Genomic DNA, 12,093 nt, shown 5'->3' on the forward strand with positions numbered 1-12,093 from the left:
ATATATGAAAAATATACACAATAATTTATTTTTCAAAAAAGGAATGCATGAGTGAATGAAATGATTGCTGTCATCTTAATCACTTGTTTGGCTGTCATTAGCCCAGGGGCTGACTTTGCCATTGTGACCCGTAATAGTTATCTATATGGTCGTCAAATTGGACTCAGTACAGCATTGGGAATTGCAGGCGGTGTGTGGATACATGTGGCTTATAGTCTGCTTGGACTCGGTTTTTTAAAAAACCATATGCCTTATCTCCTACAAACGATTCAATATGTTGGCGCAGCTTATTTGATTTACTTGGGATACAAAACCTTCACCCAAAACAAAGTACAGTTAAATGAAAATGGTGTGGGTATCACTGCTTGGCAAGCATTTCGACATGGTTTTTTAACCAATAGTCTGAACCCCAAAACAACCCTATTTGTCGTCAGTTTATTTGCGCAATTGATTACTACAGCTGGGAATTCCACACTAAAATTAGTGTCATACGGCGCTTTTATTTCAATCAGCCATTTTATTTGGTTCGCACTCATTGCACTATTTTGCGCACATCCCACAATCCGCAATAAAATTTTAGACAATGAAATTATCATCAATCGAATTATTGGGGTTTTATTGTTTATTTTAGGGTGCAGCTTACTTTTCGCGAAGTTCTAAATTTCGAAATATCATGCTGTTGTTTATAATCTTTGAGGAAATTGGTAAATTTTAAATTCCTCAAAGCTTATTTGTGTGTGAACAATAGAGCTCTTTTATACATCAGAAAACGATCATATTGAACGAATCAAATGGATACTGAAAGTGCCTTCTTTCCTTCAACAAAAGGCAAAGCTGAGGGGATTTTTGTCGATTTATAGTTTATAAAGAACTTATGAAAGAAGCCCGATTGAATTTGGGTTGAGTTCAACCTGTTTCATTTGCAAGATTGATTATGTAATAAATCTCATTTAAAATTTTTGAGTGCAAATTTTAATCACTTACAACCCCATGCACATATATCACTAAATGAAGAATATAACAGGTACTTAATACATGAATAACTTACTGACACTCAATGACATGCTTACCCCAAAAATTGTCACTGTTTTATATTGGCTCGGATTAATCGGTGTGGTGATTGCTGCTTTAACCACATTGTTTGGGTTTGGTTATGGCGCATACTCAGGATTCTTTAGTCGCTTGTTCTCTGCCATATTGATTATTGTGTTTGGTGGCTTGGCTGTTCGAGTTTACTCAGAACTGCTGATTGTGATTTTCAAAATTCATGAAAATTTAAAGAAAATTGCAGATCGCCAACCTTAATATCAAAATAGGATGTAAATAAGAAAATATTATTCAGATTTATATTATCAAGATCAAGCCTCTTGGTATTGGTGTTGTTATCGCAGATAGCAAAACAAAAAAAAGCCTGCTTTCACTGGAGAAAGCAGGCTTTTTATCTGAGTCGATTAGTTTGGTGTATGGTACATCAAGTAAATTTCATTCAGATTTTCAGGAATTTCTTCGGCGATCTCATCCATCAATTGACCATTACGGCGGAATGATTCCATTTGAGGATCTTCATCATCTACACCACTAAACACCATCATTGGCAGTGTTAGATCTACAATTTGCTCTTCATATTCTGGTGCAAACCAAGCATCTTCATTCAGGAACATTGCGTCTACGAAACCAACACTCCAATCTCCTAAACTAGACTCTACGTCTGCTTCTTCAATTTCAAAAGGAAACTCAATTCCTTCTTCGTTGGCTAAGTTCTGACGAATCGCTTCAAGCCATGCTTTGATTTGTGCAATAATTTCAGCAGGAACTTTCTTTTGATTGTTATCAAACAACTCATCTAGCCATTGATCAAAACGAGGACCAACTGCAGTTGCACATAAGAAACCATGAGTCGCTGCGAAATCTAGACCAAATTCATTTTGGTCACCATCTAGATAATCGCTCAGTAGGTCTAAATCTAAAGCACTCATTTTGTTTCCAATAAACTTTGATCAGCTTTAAGCATAGCATTTTCCAAGGCTATGCCCAATGAATTTTTAATCTTCATCATCAAAATCATCGTCGTCATCAATGTCATAATCAAAATCTTTTAAATCTTTCTCTAAACGACGCTGTGCAAGTAAATCATCGATCAAACGTCGCTTTTCTAAAGATTCTTTGGCGCTAATTTTGCTTGATGACTCATCAAAACTAACATCATCATCACCGTAGTTATCATCTAGTTCAAAATCTGTAGAAGACACTAAAACTACCTCATAATGAAAAAAAGTGAATGGGTCTAGGCGCTATTTATCTGTCTTCAGAAAACTTGTCAAGTTTTTTTTATTTTTTTTGTATTTATAGACCAAATTAGGCTTTTTTTAAGCCCTATTTTATGTAATGATATAATCCACCCTGCGTCTTGTTGTTTTTCGATAAATTTGAACAAAAAACGCACGGGATGATCTTGAAAATAACAATTTCAGCCCCACCTAATTGATTGAATTTGAATTCTAAATATTCTATCAGACCGTTTTAACTGGTTTTCTGATGGGATAGCTGAGCTATTCACATCTATAAATTAACAGATTGTGCTATTATGCACGGTTTTTCACTGCCACAGATTCAACGAGAAGAGAGTAAAGATGAGCGAAATGCATTCCCCTACTTCACAAGTAGCGGCTCTTATTAGCCGAGGCAAAGAACAAGGTTACTTAACCTACGCTGAGGTTAACGATCATCTCCCAGACTCAATCACAGAAAGCGAACAGATTGAAGACATTATTCAAATGCTTCAAGACGTGGGTATTCCTGTACACGAACGCGCACCAGAAACTGATGATGCAATGTTTGATGGGAATAGCGAAGCTGGCGATGAAGTTGCAGAAGAAGAAGCTGCTGCTGTACTTGCCTCTGTAGAAAATGAACCTGGTCGTACCACTGACCCTGTACGTATGTATATGCGTGAAATGGGTACTGTTGAACTTCTTACACGTGAAGGCGAGATTAGTATCGCTAAACGTATTGAAGAAGGTATTCGTGACGTTTTACATTCAATCGCTTACTGGCCAAATGCTGTAGAAGTTGTACTACAAGAATACAAAGATTATGAAGCTGGTGAACGTCGCCTTGCTGATATTCTTTCAGGTTATTTAGACCCTGAAACAGATGAAGCAATTCCTGAAGTATTAGAAGACGAATCAGAAGATTTAGATGAAGATGAAACTAGTTCATCAACTAAACCTGCCAAAGACGTTAAATTGGATGATGATGACGAAGATGAAGAGTCAGAAAGTGATGATGATTCTGAAGGTGAGTCTGGTCCAGATCCTGAAATCGCCAAAGTTCGTTTCGATGAATTAGAAGCGGTTTGGAATGCAGCGAAAGAAACAATTGCTCAACATGGTCGCAACAGCGCTCAAGGTGTTGAAGCCATGGAAGCGCTTGCAACTGTATTTATGATGTTCAAATTCACTCCACGTTTGTTTGACATTATTTCTGAAATGATTCGTGGTACACACGAGCAAATTCGTACTTCTGAACGTGAAGTGATGCGTTATGCGGTTCGTCGTGGACGTATGGACCGTACGCAATTCCGTACATCATTCCCAGGTCAAGAATCAAATCCAGCATGGTTGGACGAGCAGATTGCTAAAGCACCAGCGGAGATGAAAGGCTATTTAGAAAAAGTTCGCCCAGATGTATTGGCATTTCAACAAAAAATTGCAGACATCGAAAAAGAACTTAATCTAAACGTGAAAGAAATTAAAGATATTTCTAAACGTATGGCGATTGGTGAAGCGAAAGCTCGTCGTGCCAAAAAAGAAATGGTGGAAGCAAACTTACGTTTGGTAATTTCGATTGCGAAAAAATATACCAACCGTGGTCTACAATTCCTCGACTTGATTCAAGAAGGTAATATTGGCTTGATGAAAGCAGTAGACAAGTTTGAATATCGTCGTGGTTATAAATTCTCGACCTATGCAACTTGGTGGATTCGTCAGGCGATTACCCGTTCTATTGCTGACCAAGCACGTACAATTCGTATTCCAGTCCACATGATCGAAACAATTAACAAGATCAACCGCGTATCTCGTCAATTGCTTCAAGAAATGGGGCGTGAACCAACACCTGAAGAATTAGGTGAACGTTTAGAGATGGACGAAGTTAAAGTTCGTAAAGTGCTCAAAATCGCCAAAGAACCGATTTCTATGGAAACGCCGATTGGTGATGATGAAGATTCGCATCTTGGAGATTTCATTGAAGACAGCAACATCACCTCACCTGTTGATGCTGCAACTTCAGAAGGCTTAAAAGAAGCAACACGTGAAGTGCTTGAAAACTTGACTGAACGTGAAGCCAAAGTGTTGAAAATGCGTTTTGGTATTGATATGCCAACAGACCATACTTTGGAAGAAGTTGGTAAACAATTTGACGTGACACGTGAACGTATCCGTCAGATTGAAGCAAAAGCATTACGTAAACTTCGTCATCCTTCACGTTCTGAGCATTTGCGTTCATTCCTTGAAAATGACTAATTTCCATGCTTAATCTATGAATACTTTTGGGACTTGAAAATTAATCGAGTAACCCCATTAAGTATTTAAGAGAAACACAATGCCTGCACTGTTGCAGGCATTGTTGATAAATTAGAGGTGAAAAAATGTTAGACCGCACTCCATCTCGCGAATTACAAGAACATCTTTGGGTTTTTCCAATGGATTACCCAATCAAATTGATTGGTAATGCGGGTGAAGAATTACGTGGTGCTGTCGTCGAAATTTTGGTTAAACATTTTCCAGAATTTGATGAAACAACGCTAGTTGTACAACCATCACGTACAGGTAAATATCATTCAATTACTGCTCAATTGCGTTTTGATGAGCTTGAACAAGTTCATGCATTATATGCTGACCTTGCGGCTTGCGAACATATTCGTACAGCATTGTAATTTTGCAATAAATAAGGAACACGCCTATATGGCGTGTTTTTTTATGCCAGCTCAGCCCCACCTAAATCTTAATTACCCTGTTATTTTTAAACCGATAACAACTGTTTTCACCTTTAGTCGTCAATTTCCTTATAATTAACCAACTCCCCTATTTTCAAGGACACATGATAGTGAGTGATGCTGTTCTAAAACCCAAACTGATTATTCGCCAATATCAAGATTTGACATCCTACTCAAATCGTTTTCAAGAAATGAAATCTTTTACTGAGCAACGTGATGAACATTCACCTGATCAGCTTTGGATTCTACAACATCCTGATGTACTCACTCAGGGACAAGCGGGTAAACCAGAACACATCTTAATGCATACCGATATTCCAGTGGTGCAATCTGATCGTGGAGGGCAAGTCACTTGGCATGGTCCTGGTCAAATGGTGATTTATTTTATGTTTGACTTGAATCGCTTGAAATGGAATGTTCGCACACTCGTGACTTATGCAGAAAATCTCATGATAGATTTACTCAAGAAATATCAAGTTGAAGCATATGCCAAACCTGATGCGCCAGGGGTATATGTCAATGAACGTAAAATTGGTTCTTTAGGTTTTAAAATCCGTAGAGGTCGTAGCTATCACGGTTTAGCTTTAAATATTGACTGTAATTTAGAGGGTTTCCACACCATCAACCCTTGTGGATATTCAGGTTTAGAAATGGTACGGGTTTGTGATTTAGTCCAAAATCATCCAGATTACAATCAATTGTCTCAAGATGTGGTTGAGTATTTTCAACAAAGCAATTACTTTAGTGAGATTGAGGTCATTGACAAAAACTCAAATGACGATCAAGTCACATGCAAATAAATCACTTTCTTTTTCTCTAAAAACAAATTAGAGTAATTACTCTAAAACAAAATACAACTGCATAAAGGGACAAGCGAGTGATTTCAAGTAAATCTATCAAACCCGCTTTAGAACAAGCCTACGTCAAACTCATGATGGATGTGATTGGCAGAGGTTTAGTGATGGCGAGTCAAGTTGATGATGAAATTAAACATGAAGTATCTGTACTCCCTGTTGGTTTTACATTATCGATGAAAGTTTTTCCAAATGGCGCTTCATTTATTGCCAAGGTGAATCAAAAGCAACAGCTTGAATTGGTCAAGTCATTAGACCATAAACCTGATCTTTCAATTATTTTTAAGCATGTTCATCACGCATTCTTGGTCTTTTCATTCCAAGAAAGTACAGCACAAGCTTTTGCCAATGATCGCATGATTGCAGATGGTGACGTGTCTTATGCGATTCGTTTAGTGCGTTGCCTAAACAAAATGGAAGCATTGATCTTACCAAAACTCGTCGCGGAACTTGCAGTAAAGGAATACCCTTCAGAGTTAACCTTAAAAGAAAAATTAGCTGGTGCTGCGAATATTTATCTCAAAGTTGCCCAATCATATTTAAAAGGGAGTGCTTAACCCATGGCTAAACCATATTACGAATTTTTCTGTCCTGTAAAAGTGATTGCTGGTCATGCTGCACTCGAACATATTCCATTTGAACTGGCAGCATTAGGCGCTAAACGCCCGATGATCATTACTGACAAAGGTGTTCGCGCCAATCAGCTTTTAGCACCAATTGAAGCCGCATTTGAATCCACTGACATTGAAATTGGCGTAATCTTTGATGACGTTCCACCAGACTCTAGCCTAGAAACTGTGCGTGCAGCGGCTCAAGCTTATCGAGAAAATAATTGTGATGCGATCATTGCAGTTGGTGGTGGTTCAGTCATTGATACGTCTAAGACAGCCAATATTCTGGTTTCTGAAGGCGGCGATGATTTACTAAAATATTCAGGTGCACATAACCTGCCTCGCCCACTTAAACCTTTTTTCGTGATTCCGACGACATCTGGTACGGGTTCAGAGGTAACATTGGCAGCTGTTGTCTCAGATAACCAAAAAAATGTAAAACTGGCTTTTGCCTCAAACTACTTAATGCCACATGCTGCCATTCTTGATCCGAGAATGACACAAACGTTGCCACCGCATTTGACAGCAATGACGGCAATGGATGCAATGACACATGCGATTGAAGCATATACATGTATTGCCGCCAATCCGATTTCTGATGCTTATGCCACTGCAGCAATCAAAAAAATCAGCAAGAGCTTATTTGATGTGCTCGACAATCCAAGTGATGCCAATGGACGCCTAGAACTTGCACAAGCATCTACGATGGCTGGAATCGCATTTTCGAATTCTATGGTCGGGATTGTTCACTCATTGGGTCATGCTTTAGGTGCAGTTGCTCACTTACCACATGGTTTATGTATGAACTTGTTCCTTCCTTATGTATTGGAATATAACAAGGACGTAAATGGCAATAAAATTGCAGATTTATTATTGCCACTTGCTGGTGCAGATATTTATGCACAAACACCTGCCAATCAACGTGCTGATAAAGCAATTGAAATGTTAATGACTATGCGTGATCACATTAACAGTCTGACTAAATTGCCACGTACGCTCAGTGAAACAGGTAAAGTCACGCAAGCTCAGTTCGATGAAATCGCTGAAAAAGCTTTAAATGACGGATCAATTATTTTCAACCCGAAAGAAGCAACATTTAAAGATTTAAAATCTATCTTAGAAAAAGCTTGGTAATTGTTTAAAATTAAGACAATATACGCTTATGAACTGGCCTGATGTTTTTCTAAACATCGGGCTTTTATCTTGCAGAATGGTCAGTCAGCTATTTTTTAATCAAGATGGCATGTTTTCTGCTAAAAAAGCAAACAAAGTTACTGACAAAGGCGACCTTTTTAGAGTAGATTGGCGCACTTTTGTTTTATTCTTAGGGGGGGATCGTTCGTCTCAAACGATCCTTATTCAATATGACTGATCCTTGATCAACGATTAAGAGGATAACGCCGTTGACAGATATCACTGGGACCCAATCCACAGCCAAATTGAAAAAAAATCTTGTGTTGTGGCATATTATCATTATTGGTCTAGCGTATATTCAGCCACTTACCTTATTTGATACCTTTGGTTTAGTATCAGACGGAAGTCACGGACATGTTCCAACTTCATATATTTTTGCGCTTGTTGCCATTCTTTTAACCTCTATCAGCTATGGTCATATGATTAAGCGTTATCCTTCATCAGGTTCTGCTTATACTTATGCGCAAAAATCAATCCATCCCAACGTCGGCTTTATGGTCGGCTGGTCATCTTGGTTAGATTATTTATTATCACCACTAGTCAATATTATTCTGGCGGATATCTACCTAAGGGCTTTATTCCCAGACGTCAATAACTGGATATGGGTTATTGCGTTGACTGCTATTATGACAGTGATTAACTTATTTGGTTCACGTTTTGTTGCAAGATTTAATAGCACCATCGTCGTTGTTCAACTGGGTATCATCTTCTATTTTGTCTATGAGGTTTATATTTTACTGACTCAAGGCGTTTATGCAGATGGCACATTAAATCCTGACAAAGCAGAATTATGGTCACTTGCTCCTTTTTGGAGTGAAATGACAACCATTGGTGCATTAATTGGTGGTGCAACGATTCTGTGTTTCTCATTCACTGGTTTTGATGCACTTTCATCACTAGCTGAAGAAACTAAAGATGCTGAAAAAACATTGCCAAAAGCAATTTTTTCAACTGCTTTAATTGCAGGGATCATCTTTATTGTAAGCACTTACTTTATTCAGTTATTTTTCCCAAGTAATGCAACGCTTTATTTCAATCCACTGGATGAGTCTCAGCCTGTAATGTTGGAAGCGCTTGGTAATGCAACGCTTCTCACCGCGATTACGGGAATTGCGTTTAAAAAGCTGGTGCTTTATTTTGCGGTGATTGCGGTACTTGCATCAGGGATTTCAGCGCATGCGGGTGTATCACGTTTGATGTATGTCATGGGACGTGATGGCGTGATCAACAAAAAAGTATTTGGTCATATCAGCCCGAAACTACATACACCGACTTATAATATTTTGATTGTTGGTGTTGTTGCACTCTCTGCTGGTTTCTTAGACCTTGAGCATATCGTTAACTTAATTAGTTTTGGTGCTTTGACTGCATTTAGCTTTGTGAATTTCTCCGTGATTTCACGTTACGCACTACGTGATGGCAGAACGAAATCTCTAAAAGAAATCATCAACTATGTGGTTATTCCTTCACTTGGTTTTGCCAGCGTATTTTTAATGTGGCTAGAAATTGATGAAATGGCATTAAAGCTTGGTTTAGCATGGGCTGTACTTGGTGTTGCTTATTTAGCCTATAAAACACGCGGTTTCCGCTATCCAGCTCCACAACATAATGAACATGAATAATCTATGATTTGAAAAGTTCTAAAACAACAAAGGCGCTGAATGCGCCTTTGTTGTTTTCATAGATTCAAGCAATGCTTTTAAAGCATGGATCATGAATTATGCAATAAATTTGTCAGTGATGGCTTGGATACGTTTTGCGTAGGCTTTTGCTGTTTCCAAATCGCCACTTGGAATTTCCTCAACACTGGCATCAGATGGCGATTGAACCAATAAGCCCACAGAACCACCTAAATTATTCACATCCTGACGTGTTGCATCTTTAGTATTTGCTGGCAACAAACCTAAGCTCACCCATATACCGCCATGTTGAGATGCAAGTGTTTGCAATGAAATCAAGGTCACTTGCTTATCACCATTTAAACTTGCGCTGTTGGTAAAGCCACCGAAGATCTTGTCAGTCCAAGCACGTGTAAACCAACGCTTTGAAGATGCATCAGCAAACTTTTTAAATTGCCACGGCGCATTTGCCATATAAGTGGGTGCACCAAATACAATTGCATCAGCAGCATCTAAAGTGTCCCAATCTTGATCTTGGATGTTTCCTTCTTGATCAATTTCAATCAATGTTGCATCAATTTCAGCCGCGAAAGTTTCTGCAATCACTTTAGTATGACCATAACCTGAATAATAAACGACAGCAATTTTTGACATGTTAAGTCCTCGTGTATATGTTACTTTTGAATTAAATATCTAATATTTGATATAACTGGGTAATGTTGCGGTTAAACCTTTTTTGAGTGCTTGCGTGGATGCTCCCACCAGTACTTCAAATGCATTGTTTTCAATTCCCTCAAATACCTGTTGCGCAACAGTTGATGGAGAAATTTTAGGAATATCGAGTGTTTGGGTTAAGTCTGTATCAATGAATCCCACATGTACGCCCATCACATGCACATTAAACTTAGATAACCATTGACGTGTTGAATTGGTAAATGACCAAGCTGCAGCTTTAGAAATTGCATAACTGGCCAAAAGTGTGCTTGGCTCCCAAGACACATCAGAAAGAATATTGACGATATAACTTTCAGATTTGTTTTCTAAAATGGGAGAAAAATACTGCGTTGTATTGACCACACCATATAAATTGGTCTCTAAAATAGTTTGAGTTGTTGCCACTATATTGGCTTCAACAGGACTTTGATTAAGACGAGCAATACCTGCATTGTTCACCAAAATATTAACGTCACCACATTGCGCTACTGCATTTTGAATAGAAATAGGATCTATTACATCCACAACAACTGGAATAATGCCCTGTTCATTAAAATCAGCAATATTACGCATTCCTGCATATACTTTTTGAGCACCACGTCGTACCGCTTCTTGTGCCAATGCCAAACCTAAACCACGATTTGCACCTGTTATAAAAATGACTGCATCTGAAATTTTCATTGCAACAATATCCATTCATACCCTATGGTCAGTCAAAAACAACTGCCTTAGTCATCCGTTGTTTCAACTCGATAAATTTATGATATACTTTTGAAATCTAGTATCAATTAGTTACTACTTGGTAACTGGTCAATTTTTTGTTCTAAAATGCCTACAGAGAGGTTAATTTTATGACTAATGCATTCAATTTTAATATTTTTCATCCTGATTGCCCGGCACGATCTTTTTTTGAAAAATTTGCAGATAAATGGATTTTATTAATCATTTATCAACTCGATCAGCACTCACAGCACTTCAATGAACTCAAAAAAAACTTGATGGGCATCTCTCCCAAAGTGCTTTCTCAGAAATTAAAAATTCTTGAAAGAGATGGCTTTATTTCTCGTACTATTCATGAAAATAATGTTATTCGAGTTGAATATGCTTTAACAACACTAGGACATGAATTTGCCCAAACCGCACTATCATTTAAAATCTGGGCTGAAGGAAATATGCAACATGTGATACGTGCGCAGAGGCAATTTGATTTAGTTCAAGCAAAAACTGAGCCAGCGATAATATAAGTCACTTGTATTGCAAAAACAGACATGATGCACTTAAATACCACCAATATATCCCTAAGCTGCATCATCGCGGGAACATAGGACCTAAATATAATTCGAACATTACAGACTGAAAGGAATAACAACAATGAAGATTATATTTTTCTCTATCTTGATCACGATGAGCAATCTCACTTTTGCATCTTATGAAAACTCATGTGATCTTATTGTTAGACTTTTAGAAAATACTTCAACACGTACACTTTATATCAATAGAGATGGACTTGGTGAAATAGAGGAAACATCAATGCATATCAAAGGTGTTGTCAAAAAAGCGCAAGCAGCTGGGCGTGCGGATCAAGGCTGCCAACACTATATTGGTCAAGTTATAGAAGAGAATTTAACAAATTATCCAAATCGCTCAGAACTTAAAAAGGGAGAGAAAATTAAACTGAATATCTTAATCACAGATTACAAAGGAATGTCTAAATCTGAAACTATCACTTATTTAGAGCCTAAAAAGTAGCTGAAATTAGCCTCGTGTTAAAGCCTTAATCAAGAAACTTAATGGATTACGCATACGAAAAAGAGCAATCAAGACTAGAGTCAAAACCGCCTAATTTTCATACAAGTGATTTGGATGATTCAGTTATTTTGTACTGTTCAATCATAGATGGTCTTGCTATCTTGAAGCGACATGGATGTCGCCATGTTGAGCGGGGGGTATGAGGATGTACCCCTCGCTCAACGAAAGATTTTTGTCACTTTTCATCTCTGAAAAGTGAAGCATCGCCTACGCAAAACAATTTAAACTTTAGCACTAAAGCGTGGCAGTGCAAGCTTTAGATCATCAAACAATCTATTGATCGCTTTCATTTTATT

At 37.9% G+C, this 12,093-nt stretch carries 14 protein-coding genes; 10 read left to right on the forward strand and 4 right to left on the reverse strand.

Annotation, left to right across the window (positions count from 1 at the left end):
* The first annotated feature begins 51 nt into the window (after positions 1-51).
* Both AAV97_RS01340 and AAV97_RS01345 read left to right on the forward strand, forming a co-directional pair.
* Positions 52-660, forward strand: a complete 609-nt coding sequence (locus tag AAV97_RS01340; RefSeq protein ID WP_009585622.1) for a LysE family translocator — start codon at positions 52-54, stop codon at positions 658-660.
* Between the two features lie 375 nt (positions 661-1,035).
* A complete protein-coding gene (locus AAV97_RS01345; RefSeq protein WP_005030747.1) occupies positions 1,036-1,305 on the forward strand; it encodes a DUF4282 domain-containing protein in 270 nt (89 codons plus the stop codon).
* A 146-nt stretch (positions 1,306-1,451) separates the two neighbouring features.
* On the opposite strand, the gene AAV97_RS01350 is transcribed toward AAV97_RS01345, so the two are convergent.
* The gene (locus AAV97_RS01350; RefSeq protein ID WP_005030750.1) at positions 1,452-1,976 is read right to left on the reverse strand and encodes a YecA family protein; all 525 of its coding nucleotides are present in this window, start codon (positions 1,974-1,976) and stop codon (positions 1,452-1,454) included.
* A gap of 66 nt (positions 1,977-2,042) precedes the next feature.
* A complete protein-coding gene (locus AAV97_RS01355; RefSeq protein WP_004722524.1) occupies positions 2,043-2,249 on the reverse strand; it encodes a PA3496 family putative envelope integrity protein in 207 nt (68 codons plus the stop codon).
* A gap of 327 nt (positions 2,250-2,576) precedes the next feature.
* Between AAV97_RS01355 and rpoD the strand changes: the two genes are divergently transcribed.
* The 6 genes from rpoD (at position 2,577) to AAV97_RS01390 (ending at position 9,277) form a co-directional block, all read left to right on the forward strand.
* Positions 2,577-4,523, forward strand: coding sequence for an RNA polymerase sigma factor RpoD (rpoD, locus tag AAV97_RS01360; protein WP_257790587.1), 1,947 nt, complete (start codon positions 2,577-2,579; stop codon positions 4,521-4,523).
* Between the two features lie 125 nt (positions 4,524-4,648).
* Positions 4,649-4,936 carry a YbeD family protein gene (locus tag AAV97_RS01365; RefSeq protein WP_005030752.1) on the forward strand — a complete coding sequence of 96 codons (288 nt, stop codon included), beginning with the start codon at positions 4,649-4,651 and terminating at the stop codon, positions 4,934-4,936.
* Between the two features lie 170 nt (positions 4,937-5,106).
* Positions 5,107-5,796, forward strand: coding sequence for a lipoyl(octanoyl) transferase LipB (gene lipB / locus AAV97_RS01370; protein ID WP_046759601.1), 690 nt, complete (start codon positions 5,107-5,109; stop codon positions 5,794-5,796).
* 77 nt (positions 5,797-5,873) lie between these two features.
* The gene (locus AAV97_RS01375; protein ID WP_004828241.1) at positions 5,874-6,407 is read left to right on the forward strand and encodes a hypothetical protein; all 534 of its coding nucleotides are present in this window, start codon (positions 5,874-5,876) and stop codon (positions 6,405-6,407) included.
* A gap of 3 nt (positions 6,408-6,410) precedes the next feature.
* Positions 6,411-7,595 carry an iron-containing alcohol dehydrogenase gene (locus AAV97_RS01380; protein ID WP_009585601.1) on the forward strand — a complete coding sequence of 395 codons (1,185 nt, stop codon included), beginning with the start codon at positions 6,411-6,413 and terminating at the stop codon, positions 7,593-7,595.
* A 269-nt stretch (positions 7,596-7,864) separates the two neighbouring features.
* Positions 7,865-9,277 (forward strand): APC family permease, encoded by a 1,413-nt coding sequence (locus AAV97_RS01390; protein ID WP_005030758.1) that lies wholly within the window; start codon positions 7,865-7,867, stop codon positions 9,275-9,277.
* Between the two features lie 96 nt (positions 9,278-9,373).
* On the opposite strand, the gene AAV97_RS01395 is transcribed toward AAV97_RS01390, so the two are convergent.
* Together AAV97_RS01395 and AAV97_RS01400 are read right to left on the reverse strand one after the other, a co-directional pair.
* Positions 9,374-9,928 (reverse strand): flavodoxin family protein, encoded by a 555-nt coding sequence (locus AAV97_RS01395; protein WP_042089325.1) that lies wholly within the window; start codon positions 9,926-9,928, stop codon positions 9,374-9,376.
* Positions 9,929-9,967: 39 nt separating this feature from the next.
* Positions 9,968-10,684 carry an SDR family NAD(P)-dependent oxidoreductase gene (locus AAV97_RS01400; protein ID WP_046759602.1) on the reverse strand — a complete coding sequence of 239 codons (717 nt, stop codon included), beginning with the start codon at positions 10,682-10,684 and terminating at the stop codon, positions 9,968-9,970.
* A gap of 155 nt (positions 10,685-10,839) precedes the next feature.
* On the opposite strand from AAV97_RS01400, the gene AAV97_RS01405 reads away from it, so the two are divergent.
* Together AAV97_RS01405 and AAV97_RS01410 are read left to right on the forward strand one after the other, a co-directional pair.
* Positions 10,840-11,232, forward strand: a complete 393-nt coding sequence (locus AAV97_RS01405) for a winged helix-turn-helix transcriptional regulator (RefSeq protein WP_004828230.1) — start codon at positions 10,840-10,842, stop codon at positions 11,230-11,232.
* A gap of 127 nt (positions 11,233-11,359) precedes the next feature.
* The gene (locus AAV97_RS01410) at positions 11,360-11,737 is read left to right on the forward strand and encodes a hypothetical protein (RefSeq protein WP_046759603.1); all 378 of its coding nucleotides are present in this window, start codon (positions 11,360-11,362) and stop codon (positions 11,735-11,737) included.
* Positions 11,738-12,093 lie beyond the last annotated feature (356 nt).

Source organism: Acinetobacter sp. Ag2 (assembly GCF_001005515.1).
GTDB classification, from domain to species: Bacteria; Pseudomonadota; Gammaproteobacteria; order Pseudomonadales; family Moraxellaceae; genus Acinetobacter; species Acinetobacter bereziniae.

Excerpts from the sequence above, each read along its gene's own strand:
- AAV97_RS01345 (WP_005030747.1), top strand. The coding sequence starts at position 1,036 with ATGAATAACTTACTGACACTCAATGACATGCTTACCCCAAAAATTGTC.
- AAV97_RS01410 (WP_046759603.1), top strand. The coding sequence starts at position 11,360 with ATGAAGATTATATTTTTCTCTATCTTGATCACGATGAGCAATCTCACT.
- AAV97_RS01365 (WP_005030752.1), top strand. The coding sequence starts at position 4,649 with ATGTTAGACCGCACTCCATCTCGCGAATTACAAGAACATCTTTGGGTT.
- AAV97_RS01380 (WP_009585601.1), top strand. The coding sequence starts at position 6,411 with ATGGCTAAACCATATTACGAATTTTTCTGTCCTGTAAAAGTGATTGCT.
- AAV97_RS01350 (WP_005030750.1), bottom strand. The coding sequence starts at position 1,976 with ATGAGTGCTTTAGATTTAGACCTACTGAGCGATTATCTAGATGGTGAC.
- AAV97_RS01405 (WP_004828230.1), top strand. The coding sequence starts at position 10,840 with ATGACTAATGCATTCAATTTTAATATTTTTCATCCTGATTGCCCGGCA.
- AAV97_RS01395 (WP_042089325.1), bottom strand. The coding sequence starts at position 9,928 with ATGTCAAAAATTGCTGTCGTTTATTATTCAGGTTATGGTCATACTAAA.
- AAV97_RS01400 (WP_046759602.1), bottom strand. The coding sequence starts at position 10,684 with ATGGATATTGTTGCAATGAAAATTTCAGATGCAGTCATTTTTATAACA.